The 21,575-nt window shown below is 42.0% G+C and carries 28 protein-coding genes and 2 pseudogenes; 18 read left to right on the plus strand and 12 right to left on the minus strand.

The features are described 5' to 3' along the window. The first annotated feature begins 161 nt into the window (after positions 1-161). Positions 162-842, plus strand: a complete 681-nt coding sequence (locus QNH10_RS04975) for a phosphoribosylaminoimidazolesuccinocarboxamide synthase (protein WP_283733744.1) — start codon at positions 162-164, stop codon at positions 840-842. Positions 843-972: 130 nt separating this feature from the next. Here QNH10_RS04975 and QNH10_RS04980 read toward each other — a convergent pair whose 3' ends face one another. Then, on the minus strand, positions 973-1,182 hold the full coding sequence (locus QNH10_RS04980; protein ID WP_283733745.1) for a hypothetical protein: 210 nt from the start codon (positions 1,180-1,182) through the stop codon (positions 973-975). Positions 1,183-1,291: 109 nt separating this feature from the next. Here QNH10_RS04980 and QNH10_RS04985 point away from each other — a divergent pair, with 109 nt between their 5' ends. After that, complete coding sequence (locus tag QNH10_RS04985) at positions 1,292-1,849, plus strand: superoxide dismutase family protein (protein ID WP_283733746.1); 558 nt, start codon at positions 1,292-1,294, stop codon at positions 1,847-1,849. A 27-nt stretch (positions 1,850-1,876) separates the two neighbouring features. Here QNH10_RS04985 and QNH10_RS04990 read toward each other — a convergent pair whose 3' ends face one another. Continuing rightward, positions 1,877-3,007, minus strand: a complete 1,131-nt coding sequence (locus QNH10_RS04990; RefSeq protein ID WP_283733747.1) for a CAP domain-containing protein — start codon at positions 3,005-3,007, stop codon at positions 1,877-1,879. Positions 3,008-3,136: 129 nt separating this feature from the next. On the opposite strand from QNH10_RS04990, the gene QNH10_RS04995 reads away from it, so the two are divergent. From QNH10_RS04995 to QNH10_RS05020, 6 genes are all read left to right on the plus strand, one after another. Then, positions 3,137-3,412: a putative RNA methyltransferase gene (locus tag QNH10_RS04995; protein WP_283733748.1), complete on the plus strand. Its 276-nt coding sequence runs from the start codon at positions 3,137-3,139 to the stop codon at positions 3,410-3,412. After that, positions 3,409-3,840 carry a methyltransferase domain-containing protein gene (locus tag QNH10_RS05000; RefSeq protein ID WP_283733749.1) on the plus strand — a complete coding sequence of 144 codons (432 nt, stop codon included), beginning with the start codon at positions 3,409-3,411 and terminating at the stop codon, positions 3,838-3,840. Before QNH10_RS04995 ends, QNH10_RS05000 begins: the two co-directional genes overlap by 4 nt. Continuing rightward, positions 3,792-3,998 carry a hypothetical protein gene (locus QNH10_RS05005; protein ID WP_283733750.1) on the plus strand — a complete coding sequence of 69 codons (207 nt, stop codon included), beginning with the start codon at positions 3,792-3,794 and terminating at the stop codon, positions 3,996-3,998. Before QNH10_RS05000 ends, QNH10_RS05005 begins: the two co-directional genes overlap by 49 nt. Before the next feature lie 445 nt (positions 3,999-4,443). Further along, positions 4,444-4,941, plus strand: a complete 498-nt coding sequence (locus QNH10_RS05010) for a pentapeptide repeat-containing protein (RefSeq protein ID WP_283733751.1) — start codon at positions 4,444-4,446, stop codon at positions 4,939-4,941. 47 nt (positions 4,942-4,988) lie between these two features. Next, complete coding sequence (locus QNH10_RS05015) at positions 4,989-5,474, plus strand: hypothetical protein (protein ID WP_283733752.1); 486 nt, start codon at positions 4,989-4,991, stop codon at positions 5,472-5,474. Further along, a complete protein-coding gene (locus QNH10_RS05020; RefSeq protein ID WP_283733753.1) occupies positions 5,471-5,602 on the plus strand; it encodes a hypothetical protein in 132 nt (43 codons plus the stop codon). The genes QNH10_RS05015 and QNH10_RS05020 overlap by 4 nt, the downstream gene beginning before the upstream one ends. A gap of 58 nt (positions 5,603-5,660) precedes the next feature. Here the strand turns inward: QNH10_RS05020 and QNH10_RS20460 are convergent, their stop codons facing one another. From QNH10_RS20460 to QNH10_RS05040, 6 genes and pseudogenes are all read right to left on the minus strand, one after another. Continuing rightward, the gene (locus tag QNH10_RS20460; protein ID WP_347177992.1) at positions 5,661-6,878 is read right to left on the minus strand and encodes an MMPL family transporter; all 1,218 of its coding nucleotides are present in this window, start codon (positions 6,876-6,878) and stop codon (positions 5,661-5,663) included. Next, a complete protein-coding gene (locus QNH10_RS20465) occupies positions 6,860-7,372 on the minus strand; it encodes an MMPL family transporter (protein WP_347177993.1) in 513 nt (170 codons plus the stop codon). The genes QNH10_RS20460 and QNH10_RS20465 overlap by 19 nt, the downstream gene beginning before the upstream one ends. Continuing rightward, a complete protein-coding gene (locus tag QNH10_RS20470; RefSeq protein WP_347177994.1) occupies positions 7,366-7,788 on the minus strand; it encodes a hypothetical protein in 423 nt (140 codons plus the stop codon). Before QNH10_RS20470 ends, QNH10_RS20465 begins: the two co-directional genes overlap by 7 nt. Before the next feature lie 227 nt (positions 7,789-8,015). After that, positions 8,016-8,216, minus strand: a complete 201-nt coding sequence (locus QNH10_RS05030) for a cold-shock protein (RefSeq protein WP_116018206.1) — start codon at positions 8,214-8,216, stop codon at positions 8,016-8,018. A 155-nt stretch (positions 8,217-8,371) separates the two neighbouring features. Then, entirely contained in the window at positions 8,372-9,370 is a 999-nt protein-coding gene (locus tag QNH10_RS05035) for an inorganic phosphate transporter (RefSeq protein ID WP_283733754.1), read from the minus strand. An 11-nt stretch (positions 9,371-9,381) separates the two neighbouring features. Then, positions 9,382-10,001: pseudogene (locus QNH10_RS05040) on the minus strand (DUF47 domain-containing protein). 246 nt (positions 10,002-10,247) lie between these two features. Between QNH10_RS05040 and QNH10_RS05045 the strand changes: the two are divergent. The 7 genes and pseudogenes from QNH10_RS05045 (at position 10,248) to QNH10_RS05075 (ending at position 16,650) form a co-directional block, all read left to right on the plus strand. Beyond that, positions 10,248-10,781 (plus strand): NfeD family membrane protein, encoded by a 534-nt coding sequence (locus QNH10_RS05045; protein ID WP_283733755.1) that lies wholly within the window; start codon positions 10,248-10,250, stop codon positions 10,779-10,781. A gap of 27 nt (positions 10,782-10,808) precedes the next feature. Continuing rightward, a pseudogene (floT, locus tag QNH10_RS05050) lies at positions 10,809-12,351 on the plus strand (flotillin lipid rafts scaffold protein FloT). 139 nt (positions 12,352-12,490) lie between these two features. Continuing rightward, positions 12,491-13,420: an HD-GYP domain-containing protein gene (locus tag QNH10_RS05055; protein ID WP_283733756.1), complete on the plus strand. Its 930-nt coding sequence runs from the start codon at positions 12,491-12,493 to the stop codon at positions 13,418-13,420. Between the two features lie 128 nt (positions 13,421-13,548). Continuing rightward, on the plus strand, positions 13,549-14,931 hold the full coding sequence (gene fumC, locus QNH10_RS05060; RefSeq protein WP_283733757.1) for a class II fumarate hydratase: 1,383 nt from the start codon (positions 13,549-13,551) through the stop codon (positions 14,929-14,931). A gap of 86 nt (positions 14,932-15,017) precedes the next feature. Further along, on the plus strand, positions 15,018-15,347 hold the full coding sequence (locus QNH10_RS05065) for an HIT family protein (protein WP_347178041.1): 330 nt from the start codon (positions 15,018-15,020) through the stop codon (positions 15,345-15,347). 63 nt (positions 15,348-15,410) lie between these two features. Beyond that, entirely contained in the window at positions 15,411-15,914 is a 504-nt protein-coding gene (locus QNH10_RS05070) for a PCYCGC motif-containing (lipo)protein (protein ID WP_283733758.1), read from the plus strand. A gap of 199 nt (positions 15,915-16,113) precedes the next feature. Further along, positions 16,114-16,650: a DinB family protein gene (locus QNH10_RS05075; RefSeq protein ID WP_283733759.1), complete on the plus strand. Its 537-nt coding sequence runs from the start codon at positions 16,114-16,116 to the stop codon at positions 16,648-16,650. A gap of 31 nt (positions 16,651-16,681) precedes the next feature. On the opposite strand, the gene QNH10_RS20475 is transcribed toward QNH10_RS05075, so the two are convergent. The 3 genes from QNH10_RS20475 to sigV are packed head-to-tail and all read right to left on the minus strand — an operon-like array spanning position 16,682 to position 18,051. Continuing rightward, positions 16,682-17,137, minus strand: a complete 456-nt coding sequence (locus tag QNH10_RS20475) for an RsiV family protein (RefSeq protein WP_347177995.1) — start codon at positions 17,135-17,137, stop codon at positions 16,682-16,684. Beyond that, a complete protein-coding gene (locus QNH10_RS20480; protein ID WP_347177996.1) occupies positions 17,112-17,558 on the minus strand; it encodes a DUF4179 domain-containing protein in 447 nt (148 codons plus the stop codon). The genes QNH10_RS20475 and QNH10_RS20480 overlap by 26 nt, the downstream gene beginning before the upstream one ends. Then, positions 17,542-18,051 (minus strand): RNA polymerase sigma factor SigV, encoded by a 510-nt coding sequence (sigV, locus tag QNH10_RS05085; protein WP_283733760.1) that lies wholly within the window; start codon positions 18,049-18,051, stop codon positions 17,542-17,544. The genes QNH10_RS20480 and sigV overlap by 17 nt, the downstream gene beginning before the upstream one ends. Before the next feature lie 155 nt (positions 18,052-18,206). On the opposite strand from sigV, the gene QNH10_RS05090 reads away from it, so the two are divergent. From QNH10_RS05090 to QNH10_RS05100, 3 genes are all read left to right on the plus strand, one after another. Then, entirely contained in the window at positions 18,207-18,902 is a 696-nt protein-coding gene (locus QNH10_RS05090; RefSeq protein ID WP_283733761.1) for a Dph6-related ATP pyrophosphatase, read from the plus strand. Next, a complete protein-coding gene (locus QNH10_RS05095) occupies positions 18,899-19,435 on the plus strand; it encodes a hypothetical protein (protein ID WP_283733762.1) in 537 nt (178 codons plus the stop codon). Before QNH10_RS05090 ends, QNH10_RS05095 begins: the two co-directional genes overlap by 4 nt. Before the next feature lie 291 nt (positions 19,436-19,726). Further along, positions 19,727-20,287 (plus strand): integrase, encoded by a 561-nt coding sequence (locus QNH10_RS05100; protein WP_283733763.1) that lies wholly within the window; start codon positions 19,727-19,729, stop codon positions 20,285-20,287. A 170-nt stretch (positions 20,288-20,457) separates the two neighbouring features. On the opposite strand, the gene QNH10_RS05105 is transcribed toward QNH10_RS05100, so the two are convergent. Beyond that, complete coding sequence (locus QNH10_RS05105; RefSeq protein WP_283733764.1) at positions 20,458-21,432, minus strand: Abi family protein; 975 nt, start codon at positions 21,430-21,432, stop codon at positions 20,458-20,460. Between the last annotated feature and the right edge of the window lie 143 nt (positions 21,433-21,575).

Below are 21,575 nucleotides of genomic sequence, written 5' to 3' on the forward strand. Positions count from 1 at the left end.
TTCCTCTACCTCCATGTAGTTGTTTTGTTCTTCTTGACTACATCATAAGGTGTTTTCAAATATGAAACCTTGACCTCCATCAAGTTTTGGCTTTTTATAAGGGGGAAAGTACCTTATACTAAATGTGGCACTACATTTTCGAATAGAGAGGAAACGTGGGCATGGAACTTGTATATAAAGGAAAGACAAAAGACGTTTATAAATTGGAAGATGGAAATGTATTATTGACATTCAAAGATGATGTAACTGGGGAAGACGGCGTGTTCGATCCAGGGGCAAATACAGTTGGTTTAACGATCGAAGGTGCAGGACAATCAGGTTTACGCATGACGAAATTCTTTTTTGAAAAATTGGCAGATAAAAAAATTCCGACTCATTATATTGACGCGGATATTGAGAACGCAACGATGACAGTGAAGCCAGCGATGATATTCGGGAAAGGGCTCGAAGTCATTTGTCGTTTCCGCGCAGTTGGAAGTTTCTTGCGTCGTTACGGGGCATATTGCGAAGAAGGACAACCTTTGGATGCGTTTGTCGAAGTGACGATTAAAGATGACGACCGTAATGACCCGCCAATTACGAAAGATGCATTGGCGCAACTTGGTATATTGACTGAGGATGAGTATGTCGTTTTAGAGAAGTTGACGAAGGAAATTTCAATCGTCGTGAAAGAGGAACTTGCAAAGAAGGGACTCGAGCTTTACGATATCAAGCTTGAATTCGGTCGTGATCCTGAAGGGAATATCATGCTGATTGACGAAATTTCTGGTGGTAATATGCGTGTATACAAAGATGGAGTTTACGTTGCACCTCTTGATCTTGAGAAATTAATGTTGGCTTAATTAAAAGAAACCGCCGTTCATTCCAACTTATTGGAGTGAATGGCGGTTTTATCAATCTTAGTTGCAATTGTAAATGAAATCCAAAGCGTGGCAAGTCCAAGTATGATCATCGCAACCAATAAGTAAAACATTAAAGGCTTCCGCCCATCCCAAGCTCATCAATAATCGTACCATTCAGCAGGCCGAGCTGGAATGCGACAAAGATCGGAATGACAGAAGAAATATAAACTAAAAATCGGTTTGCAAAAACAAACTGATTCTTCAGGATAAACAGAAGCGTTACTAGTTGGCCAGTAACAATTAATGCAGCAATGGTAATAAACATCCTATGAATTTCCAACTTTTCACCTCCCTGCATAATCGACGTACTGCTACGGGAAAAGTTTCCATACATAATATCCTTTCAGTTGGGCATCCTTGGCAGGAGTAAATGTGAAGGAGGAATTTATGTGAAGCAAAAAGCGGTAATCTTACTACTTATGTGTGCCATCCTTGTAGTAGGGGGATGTGCGAAGACAAAGAAAGCACTGCCAGTTAGCGGGGATAAGATGGAGGCAATCGTAGCTCCTCTGTTGAATACGCAAGGAAATAAAATTGGTGAAGTGACATTGGTTCAGGAGACGGAAGGTGTAATGATCAAGGTTGAAGCGGAAGGTTTGAAACCGGGATTGCATGGCATTCATATCCATGAAACCGGAGTATGCAAGGCTCCTGATTTTAAATCTGCAGGGGCTCACTTCAATCCAACTGGAAAAGAACACGGCTTTAATAATCCGAAAGGGTACCATTTAGGTGACTTGCCGAATATCGAAGTTCCGGAGGATGGGAAAGTGTCAATGGAACTAACGACTGGGGACATTACCTTGAAGCCGGGACTGGAAAATTCCATCTTAGATGAGGACGGAAGTGCTATTGTCATTCATGCGGATGCGGATGATTATAAGACTGACCCATCTGGAAATTCCGGAGATCGCGTCGCTTGTGCAGCAATTACATCGAAGAAATAAAGGAAACCGGCCGATGCGGGCCGGTTTTTATTTCAAAAAGAAATTCTCCGTATAATACGGCTGTGATTTTTCATTAAATGCAACACCTATGCCAAGGTGACTGTAATCATCTATCAAAATATTCTCTCTGTGCCCTTTCGAATTCATCAACCCTTCATGTGCAAAAATGCTGCTTGATTGGCCGTACGCCAAATTTTCACCGGCTCTGCGGAATTTGATTTGATCCTCTTTCATCCGGTCGAAAGGCGATTGCCCTTTTAAATTATCGTGACTAAAATAATCATTGATCGCCATATCCAGGCTATGCTTGCGGGCTGTATCTGAAATTGCATTATCCCATCGCAGAATGGAGCGGCCGTGACGTACACGTGCGGCATTCGTTAAGTCGAAAAGTTGCTGTTCAAACCCATTACGCAAGGACACATCTCCTCCCGCATACATGCCAGACTTACGATGTTCGAGTGATGTTGTTATAAGCTGCACTGCAGTCACTGTTGTATTTTGATGAATATCGTAAAACACATACATATATACATCTCCGACTTTAAATAGATCCATCCCCTCATTATCCTGGAGGACGTAAATATTCAAGCCTTTTCGAATCTCCTTCAATGGTTCGCCATAGGCATTTCGGACTTCTGCTTTCCCGGTACCGTACTGGATACCGGCTTTCGAAGAAATGAGATCATCATTTGTATAGATTGCATTCACTTTCCATTTTTCATCAAATGAAATCATAACGAAGTTTTGGTAATCCTCATGATATGTGAACCATTCAGTGCCATATTCATTCAGCGAATGGTTTTGCGGTTCGCCAAGTTCAGCCTTCACCTGTTCTTCTGTAAATCCAAGTTCTATATTGTGAATGGACATTGCCGAATGGTCAGGTGTTGCAAGTTTCGGCTTCGCGACCTTATCCGGAATTAACCTTTCCATTTCGGATGATTTTGACGAGATAAAAAAAAAGAATTTATTCGCAGTGTCGAGGATGGAGCTCATGGCTGACGTGATTGATTCGTTCTCCATAACAGTTTCAATCTTTTCATCTACCGGACTGAGAAAGGAAAGGTCTATATATTTTGAAACAGGCTCTTCCCATAAAGGTTTTGCCAGATAGAATGCAACTATGAAAATAATGAATAATAAAATCCTCCTCACGGAAATCGCCTCCTTTCTATCTATTGTACCCGCGGAAGGGGAGATAGATACAGCGGGAGCCATTCATAGTTTGAGTCAACATAGAAAGACGGTATACTGATAGAACAACAATGGAACGGGGCAGATGATATGAAATTATCGAAGAAAATGCAAAGTGCGCAGCTAATTGGGATGAATGAAGGACTTTTCAAATGTCCGATATGTTCTGCCGATATGGAAATGGTAGAGTACTCACGACTTGTCTGTGAGAATATGCACTCCTTTGACTTAGCCAAAACAGGCTATGTGAATTTGGCGCCTCAATCGCATACGACAAAGTATGATAAGTCGCTTTTTGAAGCGCGGGCGGAAGTGATGAGCAGCGGGTTTTTCGGACCTGTGCTGGACAAGCTTTTTCCATTTTGAAGGACCATGTCTTAGAAATCGATCGCCCGGTGCTGTTGGATGCAGGGTGTGGGGAAGGATCACATCTATGTGCTATTCATTCACAGTTGCAAATTGAAAGTGTTGGGATTGGTATTGATCTAGCGAAGGAAGGGATTTCCGCTGCATCGAAGGCCTATCCGGGAATCATTTGGAGTGTAGCGGATTTGGCTGCAATGCCTTTTCAAGATTTTCAAATTGACGTGATTTTGAATGTTTTATCTCCAGCAAACTATGCGGAATTCAACCGGATACTGAAGCGAGGTGGGATTGTCGTGAAAGTAGTACCGGAAAGTGGATACCTTCAGGAATTGCGAGAGGCTTTCTACGGCGGTAAGACGCAAAAGAGGAAACCGATCCAGTGGAGCGTTTCCGTGAACATTTTGATGATGTTGAGACAGAACGGATAACTTATACATTTGCGTTGCCAGAAGGATTGCTTTCACCATTGATCCGTATGACGCCATTGACCTGGAATGCGGGGGATGAACGGATTAGTGATGTGCTTTCGGAGGGAATGAAGGAGATTACGATTGATTTGCGTGTGATTGTTGGTAAGCGCAGGTAAAGATAAATTAGTGGTTCTGATTATCCACTTTTGGAGAGATATGAGCGTGCAATTGTTGATAAGGGCATAAAGTATGTTGATAAACTTGTTATTAATGTTAACAACTATTTAGATATTGTTGACAAACAACCTCTGTTTGTTGATAACTTATGGATAAAATGTTGATAAAGAAAGGTGGGGACAGTGTATGTTTGGCGGAATTAGCGTGATTCCAAGTTGGTTCTATATTTTAGCGATAGTAGTTGTTTTGTTGCTCGTCATTGTCATTGAGTGGAAGACAAGGTAGGAGGGAGTTCGTTGGTAAAGAAAAAGGATAAGCGTGTGAAGCCGAAATTGTCGGTAGAGCACGAATTAATGCGGCCTACTGATATTTGGAGCAACGATGGGTTCATTGCAAAAGCGAAATTTGAAGGGGGTTCGTTGTCTGGGCGGACGGGAACGCATCGTGTTCGACGATTGTGTATTCAAAGATATGTCATTTGCGAACAGTGATTGGAAAGGCGCGGAATTTGTTGATGCTGTCTTCGTAGCATGTGATTTTTCGAATGCTCAACTGGAAAATGTCATGATGCATCGATGTGAGATCATTAATTCAAAGCTTACAGGGACTGATATGGCAAATGCCAAGTTGGGGCATATGCTTATAAAGGAAAGTGATGCCCGCTATGCAAACTTTAATTTCGCAGAAATGAAGGAAGTTGAGTTTGCAGACTGCAATTTGGTAGATAGTGATTTTTATGAATGTGACTTCAAGCAAGTTCGCTTTGAAAAATGTAAGATGGATAATATGAATTTTTCAGAAACCGATTTGGATGGTGTCGATTTATCCAACAATACATATGATCGAATTGAAGTAACATTACCGAAGATTGCGGGTTGCATCGTGTCGAAGGAACAGGCGATTGGCTTTGCACATGTACTTGGTTTAACGGTGAAAGAGTAATAATGTTATACTGAAAAGACATTTGAAATAGAAAGAGTGGCAAAATCATGCTTACATTTGAAGAAAAACAACAAATTATTGAGACAAAATTCCCTGAATTGATACGAAAAGAAGTGTCGATGAAGCGGCTTAATTATCATTATGAGGACAGTTTGTATGAAAAGACGGTTGTTGTGCAGCATCTTCACCCGAACGGCAATGGGTTCGTATATGTTGAAGGGCTTTCCAATTATGAACCGGATGACCGTGGACTCGTCAACATTCGTGAAGCGACAGAAGATGAGTTGATCACAACGATTCGTGATGCAATCCGTGCGTTATCGACAGAAGAGAACGAAAAGGAAGAGAAAGAAGAGCCAATCGAAGAAGTGTGGGTGAACAATGAGGGTCAGAAGCTGAAGTTGCTTGAGGAGGACGGATTTTTCAATGTTTACCACGGTTCTAATTTGGAGGATGGTTTCGGCGATTACAAGGAAGCGGTTGATTATCTAAAAGAGGAGAGTTTCAAGCGCGGTGGGGGTGACTCAAAGTGAATGGGAGGACGCTCGTCATCGGGCTTGTCATGTTCGTTTTAATCATTGTCGCTGTCATCTACTTTGCAATGACAGCGCAGTTTGATAAGGATCAGCAGGAAGATCACAAAGTGGAGATTATTGATTAAAATTAAAAGCTGCCTCGGAAAATGAAAAATTCATTGTCCGGCAGCTTTTTTCATTAAATTAATGCCAATTTCCAGCCTTGTATTCACCTTTTCTAAAAGGCATCCACCAGTTCCACTTTCCAAACAGTTTCATCAAACTCGGAACAAGCAACAGGCGGATAATTGTAGCGTCGATAGCAACTGCAATCGCGATGCCGACTCCGATTTGTTTCACTGGCATGACGTCCGTAAACGCAAATGCACCAGTCAGAACAATCATGATCAGGGCAGCGGAAGTAATAATCTTGCTCGTCGTCGCAAGCCCCTCGACCGTGGAATGATCATTATCGAATGTCTTCGAATACTCCTCCTGCATCCGTGAAATGAGGAACACTTCGTAGTCCATGCTTAAACCAAAGACAAGACTGAAGACGATAACTGGAATAATAAGTGCTATCGTGCCTGGATGCAATCCGAAATGACCGTATTGGAAAATGTAAACGAGAATACCGAAAGTGGCGGAAAGCCCGACGATATTCATCAAAATTGCTTTCAACGGGATTAGGATTGAACGAAACGCAATCATTAGGATGAAAAATGTCGATACAAGGATGATCATTAACGCAATGCCGATATTATTGGAAATCTCATCGAAGATTTCCTGATTGAACTTCGGTTGCCCTCCGACAAGTAGATTCCATTCTGTTTGATCTGACCAATCTCGTGCCCATTGTTGTGCTTCATCGGATGTTCCTCTAGCTTGAAGTATCACTGGGATCAATAATTGGTCGTCTTTCACGAATGAGTCCAGCAGTGGTTCAAGCTGTACCTTCATTTCTGGAATTTGCGTTGCCTGCACCCACTCTTCAGGTGATCCGAAACCACTTGTGGTGAAAATGGTTGTCAAACCGCCAACTAATGGGTCACTGGACAAGTCTTCTTCCAATTCCTTCATCGCTTTCAAACCGTCCACATCGGACCAACCGCCCGAACGTTCCGCAATGATATACACATTCGACTGATCGCCGAGTCCGAAAGTGTCGTCCATTAATTCATAGGACGCCCGTGTATCATATGACGCCGGAAGTGAATCGATTTGAGGAATTGCCAGATCCATATTCTTCACGGGAACTACAGCAATACCTAACAGTACGAACGCAGCAATCGTAATAAGGATTGGACGTTTAATAACCCCATTCGCGAACTGTCGCCAACGGTCAGAACCGTTCTCCTTCACTTTCAGCACGCGCCCTTTGTTCAAACGATCGCCAAGTACAATTAAAATCGAAGGCAACATGTCACCGAGCTGAGTACCGCCATGCCGACGACAATCATGCCTCCGAGTGCGATGTTCTGAAAAATTTCAACCCTGATGACGAACATCGCACCAAGACCGATAAATACGCAAAATGCCGAGAAAATAACAGATCGGCCTGCTGTGCGAATTGTCATCGCTGTAGCTTCCAATACATCGCTCTTCAACCGTTCTTCGCGGTATCGGCTGATGAATAGCAATGAAAAATCAATACTTAAAGCAAGCCCTAACATAGGCACAATATTCAGCACGAAAATCGATAAATCGGTTTGACCACCAATCAATGCCATTACGCCAAATGCGGAAATGACTGTAGCAATGCCTACAAGCAATGGCACCACGGAAGCTACTATTGACCCGAAGGCGAGTAATAGAATGATGATTGCGATAGGTAATCCAATTGCCTCTGCTTTCATCAAATCCCGCTGGCTTGCGCTATTGATATCCTTTGTAATGGCAGATTGGCCTGTTAACACAATCCCTTTTTCATCCCCGATAACGTCTCGTATTTCGGTGACGACACCGACATATCCCTTCCGTTCTTTTCGAAATGAAGCATAGCGTACGATACATCATTCGTATACTGCTTTTCATGATCAAGCGGGGAAACAATTTCCGACGTGAGTTCAAGTTCTTCAATCTTTGTCAAAGTGGAGAAAAGCGTTTCATCATTCACCTTATCGAATACGACAAACATCGTTTCGGCAGGTAAATCGAATTTCTTGGATGCGATTTTCATCACCTGTTCATGCTCAGCATCCATTCTGAAGCCGTCCCCTGCAAGCAATCCCGGCAAGCGAATGGCAAAAATAGCCATAATAATAAAAAGTACAATCCACCCTATGATAATCGCTTTATAACTTGTTGTAACAAAGCGTGCAAGTGTGCGCATAACATCGTCCTCCCGCTGAATTATCTCTCTATATTTCTATCATAACGGAAGTGGGAAGGGATGTCTTATTTGATGAAGTAGTTATGGGGTATCGCGTCTAAAGAGGGTGGATGCGCGTCCAAAGAAGTGCGTTGCGCGTCCAAAGCAACCCCGTCAAAGTCCAAATAGATATGAAAAACGAAAAAAACCACTCCCCGAAGAGAGTGGTTTTGAAAGTTTAGTTTAAATTAGTTTTTTTCAACATTAGTTGCTTGAAGTCCACGTTGACCTTGTTCGATTTCGAAAGTCACGTCTTGGCCTTCTTCAAGAGTCTTGAATCCGTCGCCTTGGATAGCTGAGAAGTGTACGAATACATCGTCGCCATCTTCACGTTCGATGAAGCCATAACCTTTTTCTGCGTTAAACCATTTTACTTTACCATGTTCCATGTTTGTTTCCTCCTCGTGTGCAAAGCACACATTGTGTTACTATCCTTGCTCAAGTCTTGAAGAGTCAAGCATTTCTGTGACCATCATGCCGAACAAAAATAATTCTCCTTTATCATAACAGAGGTTCTTTGGCAATGCAAGAAGTAATTTTTTGTTTAAAGAAACAAATTTAAAATTTGGTAAATTATTGCGGCTAATGCAGCGGAAATTGGCAAGGTGATAATCCATGTCATGACAATTTTTTTCGCAACTCCCCATTTCACGCCTTTTACTCGCTGTGCAGATCCGACACCCATGATGGAAGATGAAATGACATGCGTCGTGCTGACCGGTAAATGAATGAGTGTTGCGCCGAAAATAATGATTGCGGAGTTCAAGTCGGCTGCAATCCCATTGACAGGACGGATCTTCATGATCTTTCCACCGACTGTCTTAATAATTTTATAACCACCTATTGATGTACCAAGACCCATTGCAGTGGCTGCGGCAATTCGTACCCACAGCTGGATGTCGTCGCTTGTTTGCAAATCAGCTGCAATTAGTGCCATCGTAATGATCCCCATAGCTTTTTGGGCATCATTCGTTCCGTGTGTAAACGACTGCAATGCAGCGGTTCCGATTTGCATGTAACGAATCCGTCTATTCGCCTTGAAAAGATTCCGGTTTTTCAATAAAATTTTAAATAGCCACATGAAAAGGAATCCTCCCGCGATGGCGATGAACGGGGAAAGGATGAGGGCCTGCATAATTTTAAGGAACCCGCCGTAATTCAAGATGCCGAATCCCGCAGCAGAAATGGCTGCACCAGCAATTGAGCCGATCAACGCATGGGATGAACTCGACGGAATACCGTAATACCAAGTGATCAGGTTCCAAGCGATTGCGGAAAGAAGGGCTGCTAAGATGACGACTGATCCTTTTTCAAGCATGAAAGGATCGACGATGTCTTTGGAAATTGTCTTCGCAACCCCTGTGAACGTCAATGCGCCGATGAAATTCATGACTGCCGCCATATAAACGGCAGTACGCGGCTTTAATGCACGCGTTGATACTGAAGTTGCAATCGCATTGGCTGTGTCATGAAATCCGTTTATGAAGTCAAATGCCAAGGCAAATACAACGACTGCTATAGTAAGAACTAATACAATTTCCATATTTGTACCCCTTATGCGTTACGCATGATAATTGTTTCGATTGTATTAGCAACGTCTTGACAATGATCTGCGATATCTTCTAATAACTCATAAATATCCTTAAATTGAATAATACGAATTGGATCTTTTTCACGTAGGAACAGTTGCTTAATTGATGTACGAAGAACCTCATCGCAAATCCGTTCGTATTCTTTGATTAAAACAGCGTGGTCTCGCATTTGGACAAGTTTCTTTCTTGATAACAGCTCCATCGCTTTCACAATTTCATCAGAGCTTTTCACAATATTGTCCATGAACTTCTGGACATATTCATCAATTTCCGTTAGAGAGAACATTTCAAGATTTGCAGAGAAATGTTCAATACCATCCAAAATATCATCCATTTTAATAGCCAGTTGCAAAATATCCTCACGCTCAATCGGTGTCATGAACGAGGTGTTAAGTTTTGCGATAAGGTCATGAATCATGTCATCGCCTTCTGTTTCTAATTCCTTTAAGTTGATGCTTACTTCTTTTAAGTCCCAATGGACGTCACTTTAAAGTCATTTGCATAATGCATCGCTTTTTGTACATGCTCAGCAATCTTTAAAAGAGCTGCGAAAAAAGGATCTGTTTTACGTGGACTAAACATCTTTAAGCCTCCATCCGTTACCGGAATCATTTTTTAGTATTCCTATAGCATAACAAAAATCATTTGATTTAGTACAAAAAAAATCATTTTTACTGTGAAAAAATGGCAATTTTATTTCGTTTTTGTGTTTGAATATTTAAGATTCTTATCTGGCTCTATAAAAAGTATTTAAAGGAATATTGAAACTTCATCGTCCGTCGTCCGTATATATAGTAGAATTCAACAAGGAGATGGGGAGGTGAGAGAATGGAATTGTTCGGAATGCCGGTTATTAATGTCTATTTGACCGTATTGATCATCGCGGGCCTTGCAACTGTTTTATATCTGTTCTTTAGTGATATTTCGGAAGGGATTGGTGAGGCAAGCCCGTTTTTGGATCCAGCTGTTATCCTTGCGTTCATATCATTCACATCTGCAGTCGGCTATATATTGGAGTTGATGACAGATTGGAACCACTTGCTTATTTTACTCTTAGCACTTGCAACGGCGACTTTATTGGACTTCCTTCTATACTTTTTCGTACTCCTTCCATTGAAATCAGCGGAAGTTTCGCTCGCCTATACAGATGAATCGCTCACGGGTCGGGTAGGCAAAGTGATTGTTCCGGTTCCAGTCGACGGTTTTGGAGAAATTGTTATCGAATCAGTGAACGGGATCATTTCAAAAAGGGCAGCTGGATATGAAAACCAGCCAATCGACTATGGGAAAGAGGTTTTAATCATTGAAGTGAAGGAAGGAACATTTATCGTTAAAGAATATGAGCCTTTTCGCTTCAAGTGAAACAATAAATAATGAGGGGGAATCAAAATGTTAGAAATTTCAGGTATGTTAATTGTCATTGGGATTGTCGTGTTCATCCTACTTGCTGTCATTCTCGTCTACATTTCGAAGTATAAGACAGTTGGACCGGATGAGGCGCTAATCGTTACGGGTAGTTATTTAGGATCGAAAAATGTACATACGGATGACTGGGCAACCGGATCAAAATCATTCGTGGTGGGGAACGTTCGTCTTCCCTGTGTTCCAACAATCAGAGCCGCTCAGCTTGCTCTCAAGCAAACTAGAAGTGACGACGCCGGAAGTGTACACGGAACAAGGTGTTCCAGTCATGGCAGACGGAACTGCGATTATTAAGATTGGGGGTTCGATTTCTGAAATCGCAACGGCAGCGGAGCAGTTTTTAGGTAAATCAAAAGCCGACCGAGAAAATGAAGCGAAAGAAGTACTGGAAGGGCATTTGCGTTCCATTTTAGGATCTATGACGGTGGAAGAGATTTATAAAAACCGTGATAAGTTCTCCCAGGAAGTGCAGCGTGTTGCATCACAAGACTTGGCTAAAATGGGGCTTATCATCGTTTCATTCACAATTAAAGATGTACGCGATAAAAACGGATACTTGGATTCACTTGGTAAACCACGTATCGCACAGGTGAAACGCGATGCCGATATTGCCACAATGGAAGCTGAAAAAGAAACACGTATCAAGAATGCTGAAGCATCGAAGGAAGCCCAAAAAGCCGAAATCGAGCGTGCGACTGAAATCGCGGAAGCGGAGAAGGAAAATCAATTGAAAGTCGCTGACTACCGCCGTGAGCAAGATGTGGCGAAAGCGCGCGCCGACCAAGCGTACGAATTGGAATCCGCACGTGCGAAGCAGGAAGTTACAGAGCAAGAGATGCAAGTTAAGATCATCGAGCGTCAAAAGCAAATCGAATTGGAAGAGAAAGAGATTCTGCGTCGTGAGAAGCAATACGATTCTGAAGTTAAAAAGAAAGCAGACGCGGATCGTTATGCAATCGAGCAGAACGCTGCGGCTGAAAAATCCCGTCAAATGGCAGAAGCGGAAGCAGAAAAATACCGTATTGAAGCGCGCGCTGCCGCTGAAGCTGAAAAAATCCGTCTTGATGGTTTGGCAAAAGCAGATGCTCAAAGGGCTCAAGGTGAATCGGAAGCAGATGTCATCCGCCTGAAAGGACTTGCGGAAGCGGAAGCAAAACGTAAAATTGCCGAAGCGTTCGAACAATATGGCCAGGCGGCTGTGCTTGATATGATCGTCCGAATGATTCCTGAATATGCGAAACAAGTGGCAAGTCCACTTTCGAACATCGACAAAATTACTGTTGTCGATACGGGTGGCGGGGAAGGCGGCGGTGCCAATAAAGTGACATCGTACGCTACTAATTTAATGTCCACTTTGCAAGAATCGTTGAAAGCTTCATCGGGCATCGACGTTAAAGAAATGATAGAAAGCTACGTCGGAAAAAATAATCTCCGACCAAGCATAGATAATTTGACAGAGGAAATCCGTTCATCGAAACCGGTGGCTGTCAAATCGGCTGATGAGGAATAATGATTGAATCGAAAACATCCAACCGCTTGTAAAGGGCTGGATGTTTTTATGTTGTATAAATATATAGATTTCTCTGTAAATATTCGCTATAATTGTAGATATTAAAAGAAAAAAGTCGGAACCTACACGGAGGACACCTATGGAGAAAAATCCAAACCGTACGTATCGGCAGAGTTCGGATGATCAATACCCAGTATTACACATGGCCTCTGGGCTGATAACACTTTTTGGGAGATGGAATGGCTTGGCGGAGGCACTATTTTCATTGAATGAAAATGGTTCTTTCTGCGCCCAGTACAACATAAATAATTCGATTGTTGAAACGTATACTCTGTTGGATGGCGAAGTTGAAATCGAACATGTAGGTGAAAGAAGAAAGATGGAAATCGGGGAAACGATTGATGCGTCTGCATTTGAAAAGGTTGTGACGTTCTATGCCATAACCAATGCTGAAATCGTCATGAAAATGGAAGCGGATTTCTATGAACAACTGTTTTTCGAAACAAAGATGCTGCAAGTAGAAATGGATACGGTTGCGCAGGTTGACGGCTATACATATCACCATTGCGAGCGAATCAGGCAATATGCAATCGAAGTTTGGAAACGGATGAATCGTCCAAAACATACTTTGAGACTGATGCGCTGGGGCGCTTTCTTTCATGACATTGGTAAACTTGCTATACCATTGGAAATCCTGCATAAACCCGGGAAACTGACAGAAGAAGAATGGGAGACTATGAAATCACATTCCAGAATCGGCGCAAACATTATGCGTGCCCATCCTGTCGAATGGCTAAAGGATGCCGCATTCATCGTTGAACAGCATCATGAATGGTATGACGGCAGAGGGTACCCGTATGGACTGAAAGAGGATGAAATCTCCATCGAGGCGGCAATCGTTTCGGTCGTTGATGCATATGACGCCATGACAACTGAGCGCGTTTATAAGCAAGCAGTTTCGAAAGAAGTAGCAATTCTGGAGTTGGAAAAAGGTAAAGGGACTCAATTTCACCCCGAAGTTGTTGATCATTTTATAGAAGTGCTTGGAGCGAAAGTAACGCATGTCTAATCTACGGGCTAAAAACAAGCTTTTGAACAAGACTCGGGAAACCGGGTCTTTTCATTTTATTTCATCTTAGAAAAGGTGCATGATAGAAGATGAGGTTTTATTATTCATTTGTGAAAGGCGGAGGGAATATGAACTATCGTATTGAGCATGACACATTTGGAGAAATACAAGTGCCTGCAGACAAGTTGTGGGGCGCACAAACACAGCGTAGTAAACAGAACTTTAAAATTGGCGGAGAACGAATTCCGTTAGGCGTCATTCAAGCATTTGCCCATTTAAAGAAGTCCGCTGCAATAGCGAGCAACTCTTTTGGCAATCTATCAGATACAAAAATGAAAGCGATCGTCGCAGCTGCTGAAGAAGTGATTGAAGGCAAATGGGACGATCATTTCCCGCTTGTCGTCTGGCAAACAGGTAGCGGCACGCAATCGAATATGAATATGAACGAAGTATTAGCAAATCGCGGCAATCAGCTGCTTGAAGAGTGGGGCGAGACTGAACGCCTGCACCCGAACGATGATGTGAATAAATCACAAAGTTCCAATGACACATTCCCGACAGCATTGCATGTCGCTGGCGTTATTGAAGTGGAGCGCGAATTGCTGCCGTCGCTTCAGGAATTGAAAAAAACGTTTCTAGATAAATCTGAAGAGTTCATGGATATCATCAAAATCGGACGCACGCATCTGCAAGACGCAACGCCGCTAACATTAGGGCAGGAAATAAGCGGTTGGCACAGGATGCTTGAAAAGACGGAAAAAATGGTAAGCGAAAGTGTCCAGTCGATGAAAGAACTGGCCATCGGTGGAACTGCGGTTGGAACTGGACTCAATGCGCCAAAAGGATTTGGAGAGAAAGTTGCTGAAGAAATCTCGAAATCAGTTGGCATTAATTTCACGTCTGCTGAAAATAAATTCCACGCACTCACAAGCTATGATGAAGTCGTTTATACACATGGCGCGATGAAAGCACTTGCTGCGGATCTTATGAAAATTGCGAATGATGTCAGATGGTTGGCAAGCGGTCCGCGTTCAGGAATTGGCGAAATCACAATTCCTGAAAACGAACCGGGAAGCTCCATCATGCCAGGAAAAGTAAATCCGACACAAAGCGAAGCCCTCACGATGGTTGTAGCACAAGTGATGGGGAATGACGCAACAATTGGATTTGCTGCGAGTCAAGGGAATTTTGAACTGAACGTTTTTAAACCGGTCATCATTTACAACTTCCTGCAATCCGCGAAACTACTTGCGGATGGCATGCGTAGCTTCAATGAGAATTGTGCGGTCGGAATTGAACCGAATCGAGAGGAAATCGACAATAAAGTAAAGAACTCACTTATGCTTGTGACAGCATTGAACCCGCATATCGGCTATGAAAATGCTGCCAAAATCGCTAAAATGGCGCATAAAGAAGGAACGACGCTAAAAGAAGCTGCACTTAAAACAGGTTTATTGACGGAAGAGCAGTTTGATGAATATGTTGATCCTTCCAAAATGATTGGACGATAAGCGATGCACGATAAGAACTGTCCCTATTGTAATTTGACAACTGACCGGAACAGCAGATCATCTTCGAAACGGAGACATGCGCGTATATCCAAAAGGCTTCCGAACAACAAGTACTTGAAGGCAGCGGTTTGATCGTGCCGAAACGACATGCGGTTGATGTGTTTTCATTAACACCTGAAGAGTGGCAGGATACGCAGGAGCTGTTGTTGAAGGCAAAAGCCTATTTGGAAGAAAAGTACGAGCATGAAGGGTATTCCGTCGGCTGGAATACAGGGGAAGTGGGCGGGCAATCCATTCCGCACGCCCATCTCCACGTCATTCCGCGATTTGCAGATGAAGCGTTTGCTGGAAAAGGAATCCGTTATTGGATCAAGCAAAAGGAAAATTCAAGGGGCGCAATGTCCACAAAGTTGTAACCCTACTCCATTTCGTTATCCGCTATGATGAAAGGACAATGACAAATAAAGGAGTAGACATGAATGATAAAGAAACTCATGCCTATCATGCTTATATTGACGCTTGTCCTTTCCGCTTGCGGTGATAAGGCACAACTCAATGGGGAAAATGGTAAACATTTAGAGGTTGGTAACGAAAGGCATCTTCAAAACGGAGATGTACAGGAAGCAACTGAGTCGGCAGCTGTATTGCCGAAGTTTTTGGATGGCAAACCGGATGACCTGCGCCTCGTATACCAAGTGGCTGCGTCATCTTCTGATGTTTTAGAGTACATGCCATGTTACTGTGGCTGCGGAGAAAGTGCGGGCCACGGGAATAACTTGAACTGCTTCGTCGATGAAATCCGTGAAGACGGTTCCGTCGTCTGGGACGACCACGGCACACGTTGCCTCGTCTGCCTGGAAATTGCGGTTCAATCCGTGCAAATGAAGCAAGAAGGCAAATCGTTGAAAGAAATTCGTGAATCTATCGATGAAATGTACAAAGAAGGTTATGCAGAACCAACAGATACACCGAATCCAGCTTAATAAGTAATGCAAGACAGCAGTCAAACTATTAGACTGCTGTCTTCTTTTGATTGTTCCAAAGCAAGCCTCCGCGCCCCAAACAACATTTTACTTTTCTGAATATGTATATAGGGCTTTAAATTTTCATTGAAAGAGCGTATGCTGTGAAATTGATAGGATATCCATATTTCGTTCAATGAAATAAAGGAGAAGAAATAGAATGACTTTTGAAGGCAATCATAAAGTCCGAAGAAAGATTTATCAAGTGATAGATGGAATGACGGATGAAGAGTTCAATCGAAAACCATCAGAGCATGATTGGTCCCCGAAGCAGATTTTGGAGCATCTTGCCTTGATGGAAACATATATAGCTGCAAAAATAGCGGCAGAGTTGAAGAATAAAGAAAGTCGGCGTGCGTCAAAGAAATTAATTGTCCTTTCCGGAAATTTGATGATGAAAGATGATCTGCCGGAAGCAACAAAGCCGACGGATAGTTTCAAGAAAGTTTCAGAAATGAAAGAGGAACTTCATAACTCACGCATCTATTTGCTTGATGTTTATGATGGAAGCTGTAAAGATATGGATAACTTGCGCGAAAAATCGCTTGAGCATCCAAATCTTGGCTTGATGCCATTGGAACAATGGTTCCCGGTTGTTGGTATGTATGAAAAATGCCATTTGAAGATGTTGAAGAAGACAATCAATGAGTTAAGAATACATGGTCTTGCCTCGGAGTTGAATACGGATGCAAAGTAAAATCCCCACGCCTTGCGCATGGGGATTTTATTTATCGAATATAAACATCGCTTACCAATAATTTTTTCACAACCTCTGTTGGAATTTCGAACGTCACAACCCCCATATACCCCGGAGCGACTTCATATTTATCAAAAGAAATAACAAGCTGCTGATCATTTGTAATATAGAAGTTTTGATCCGATCTGATTGTCGCAAAGCCTTCGCCGTATTCATTCTCTGTAAAATAAGAGATCATTTCATCTGCCGCCATTTGCCGTTCCATCTCGCCTTCGATATAGGCATTGATGGCGTCAATATATGAATCATCTTTGAAAAGGCTTGGTAATGTAATCAACACATTGTCGACTTTATCAATTGTATCGTATCTCATCGTTGTCGAAGAAGATCCGACTGTATTGACCTGATAGCGCATAATCGAAAGGATTTGGTCGTTATCGGTTATCACCTCATAGCCAGCGTCAACGCCGCCGATGGCCGCCCCCAACTTTTTTCAGCTCTGCAATTTCCTTTTCGAATTGCTCGAAAAGCTCCCTGTTCTCTTCCATATACTTTTCATTCAAAGCTGCTTGTAATTCTTCATTGTCTAATCCAGTAATGACGGGAATGGATAGATCAGCCTGATATGTTCCTTCATCCACAGTCAGTTGCTTGACAGTGAATACTTCCACAATTGAACCTAAAATAGGTACATTCACCATTGACTTGGCGAAGGCTGGGCTGACATTGATGCTGCCGACGAAAAGGATGGCAGCTGCAGCAACGCCAATCAAACTATTTCTAAAAACAGGTCGTTTCTTTTTACGTTTCATTTTCTCTTCACTTATGGATGCTCTCACAATCCCATCCAATTCTTCAGGAATATCGATATTCTCATAGTCCTTCTTCAATTTATCCATTTTGCTCATACACTTGCTCCTCTCCCATTTCAATACGTAATTTCCGCAACGCCGCATATAATCGTGTTTTCACCGTATTGATGTTATCTCCGGTGACTTCAGCAATTTCCTCGATCTTCAAATCCTCGAAGAAGCGGAGAATGATAATTGTTTTATAATTTGGCGACAGGTGGTCGACCGCTTCTTGTAGGTCAAAATCGGTTACGTCATCCTCCAAGGAAGGTAAATGGCTTTCCAATATTTCATCGTCCATGATGGACATCCGCTGATGTTTACGGATGAAATCAATGGCCGTATTGACAATAATCCTGTAAAACCATGTTTTCATATATTTCACTTCATCGACCCTATCAATGGAACGAAGTGCTTTCAGGATGGATTCCTGAACGATATCCAGTGCATTTTCTTTGTTTTTCACATAACTAAATGCAAGCCGATAATAGGCATGCTGATTCTCTATAATGAACTTTTCCACCAACTTAAATTTATCGTCTCTTGTCATGACAATCGGGTCACCTTCTCTGTAAATAACGTCTCGCGAACACGTCTCATAAGTATGGACGAACTGCCTCGTTGAAAAGTTTTGAGGCGTTGGAAAGAATTACAGATGTTTGTGATATGCTTAATTAAAAATATGAGGAAAGGATGTGTGAAAAAATGAATAACCAACCATTCGTCGCTTCCTGGAGTGGTGGTAAAGACTCAGCGTTAGCCTATTACCGTGCCCTTCAGTTGGGAGGAATCCCAAAGCGGATATGGACGATGTTTGAAAAGGATAAGGAGCGCTCGAAATCCCATGCATTGCCCGTGGAAATCATTCAAGCGCAAGCTGACAGCCTTGGCGTTCCGTTGATGATCCGTGGCGCTGACTGGAATGGCTATGAAGCGGAATTTTTAGATGCAATGAAGGAATGCATTGAAGCTGGTATTCCGAATGGTGTATTCGGTGATATCGACTTAGAGGATCATTTGACATGGGTCCAAACGAAATGTGATAGCGTCGGTATGAGAGCGGTCCACCCGCTATGGATGGAACCACGTCGGAAGTTGTTGGAGGAATTTGTGAACGCGGGCTTTGAGGCATATATTGTTGTCGTAAATACGAAAATGATGCCTTCGGAATTCATCGGCCGTAAATTTACAAATGAATTGATGGATGAACTGGAGTCGCTCGGCATTGATTCATGTGGGGAATCGGGGGAATTCCATACCGTTGTCATTGATGGACCTATTTTTAAGAATCGTGTTCCAATCGTATTTAATGATCGACATGAACGCGAGGGGTATGTGTTTTTGTCCGTCGGATTGGAAGTAAAATCTTCGGAGAAAGCATTCAGGACGCCGTATCTATGAAAAAATGGCTTGCTGGTCTGCTTTGTCTCGCTTTACTCGCAGGTTGTACAAAGCCATTAACGCTTGAAGTGAAAGATACGATGAAAACAAAAGACATGTTTAGCGCTGTATTCGTTCAAGAGGGCTTAGTGCCCGAAGGCTATGGAGTGCATTTTACGGTTGAAAAGTATGTGGATGGGACCTTGTCGACAATCGAGGAAAGTTTTACGGATCTGACAAGTAAGAAGCAGATTATTTCGTTTCGAGTCGCCACTGATACCGCGTCCGGCAAGATAGCTGTAAGCTTCGGAACTAGTGATATCATTCATCGTGTAAAAGATGAACCTATTCGCGACCCTTTCTTCAGCGGTGTCCTCATCGATTTATTGAAGCTTGAACAAGGGGAACCGCAGCCAATTGCCTATTGGTATGCCAACTCGTTGACGGAGGAGCAGAAAAAGATGTTCGAAGAAGGCGCAATCGACGTGGATAAATTAAAACAGGTCGGATTACTTTATGTGCTCATCGTTGAGGTCATTGAAATGCCAGAATGAGTCCAAGTTAGAGAGTTGGCAGACTTTTGACAATCCTGTGGATACTAGGATAAATTCATTGTATTTCTTTAATTATTTTTCTGTAATAAAAAAGTTGTGTGAAATATTGAGTTGACACTATAAAAGACGCATAATCTATTGAAGTTACTCATAGATAGCTTTACACGCGCATAAAGGTAATCAATTGCTCATAAAATGCTCTAATGGCTCATAAATGCGTACAAATACGCATAAATGCCAATAATCGGCGATTGCGACTATACAAATAGTAAAGGATGTTAGGGAAAGAGAATGAACGCTACTTTGACCGAATCACAGATTGTCTCTTTAATCGAATTAACCATCCATGACGTAAATATGGACGTTGAGCTGAAACAGGAGCGCACTGGAGTTAACATGATGTATGACTTCATTAAAAATGAGGTGATCGTCGATAGCAAACGTGTGCAAAAAGCCTGTAATGAGCTGCTCGAACCAATGCCGCTTGAAACGTATATCCGTGTGTTGACTATCCATGAATTAGGGCATGCGATGGATCGCGAGGCATTGCTCGCCTCACTTGACCGCACGAAAGAAATCATCCTTACAAAAAAACAAGCCGCAGCTGAAAAACGGCCTACGGATTTGCCGTTCATGACGATGGTGATGGAGGAGCATGAAGCAGACATTGCATTCGAAGAAACTGCATGGGTGAATGCTGAAATTTTGAACAGCTTTTTCGAAATCGTCGATGGGAATAGCTTCGGAAAAGTGAAGGCGCATAGCCTTTCGACGTATCGGGCAGCTTATGATACCGATTTGAAAATCTATAATGGATTTATTCGCACGCAAGAGGAATTATTGTCTCCATAACATAAAGAAACCGCCTGCCTGAGGAATGAGGAATCAGGGGCGGTTTCTTGTGAAATTAAAAGAGAACTGGACGCATCCAGTTCCCTTAAGTGCAAGCCGAAGCAATGCACCGCAATTAGTTAAGTATATTGTAGCACATAATTACTTATACCCTCAAGTAATTAAATTAATCAAATATAGGTTCTTAATTTTTCTAGTTTACTTCTGAAGTCTGAACCCATTATTGATGTATGTATTGATGTAGGTATTGAATCCCTTAGATGCTCAGAATAGTTTTCAAGATCCTTCAGCACTTTCTTTATCTCATTTTTAGTGACACTTAATTTTTTCAGTAAAATGATCATAACTATAAGATAATCAATAATATGGTTGAAATGAATATTTGTTATTGCTGTTTCACTTTGTAAATACTCAATGACTCTACTAGGTGGATTAGTTTTCTTAAAACGACAGTCAAAAACGACACCATTATGGGCGACGGCATTTCTAAGTTCCTTAATTAGAAAAATAATATCTTCAGGGATTCGTCCATTTTGGTTATGAGAAGTCGTATGAAGGCCTAAATCCTCAGCAATGCGAATCCTGGTTGTCCGGTCTAAGCACTGCAATAAGAAACCAAACTCTCCCATACTTATAACCTCGAAAATTGCCCATAGAGGAACCTGTTTATTATTGTGTAAATAGTGTTTGATTACATCTTTCCCATCTGCATAATTATAGGCGATACTTGATAAAATTTTATTCTTTAAATCAAGACGTTTTTTCATTTTATCACGATATTTGTTATTTCCTACATTTTCAGCCTTATAATCAACTAACAAATGTGTGAAGATATATTCGAAGTCGGAGGGGCTGTTGGCAATCAAAGAGTTCAAGGTATAGTTTTTTAGGGCGGTTTCAATAAACATTATATGAGGATATAATAAAGATTTAATTTGTGTATCGAATTTATTAATTGCAACTAGCTCATCAAAATCCTGAAAGGGTATGATGTTATTTGGTTGTCCAATAAAACGATAACCTTTAAATCCATGGAAATATCCCATATTCATCAAATCACGCTTATTCCGACTACCTTGGATCTCGATACCATGTTTAGTTCTCAAATGTTTCATTAAGGCATTAATCGATTTTCCTTTGGCCAAATCATTACCTCCAGTCATTTACTAAGCTAACGATATTGTCTTATTTCTTATAGTATAGCCTAATTGAGTGTCTGAAGCATCGACGCACTTGAAAATGATTCTATTTATACTAGAATAAGTACCTATAATAGAGTGAACAAGAG

The sequence above is a fragment of the Sporosarcina thermotolerans genome (genome assembly GCF_030067815.1).
In the GTDB taxonomy this organism is placed as follows: domain Bacteria; phylum Bacillota; class Bacilli; order Bacillales_A; family Planococcaceae; genus Sporosarcina; species Sporosarcina thermotolerans.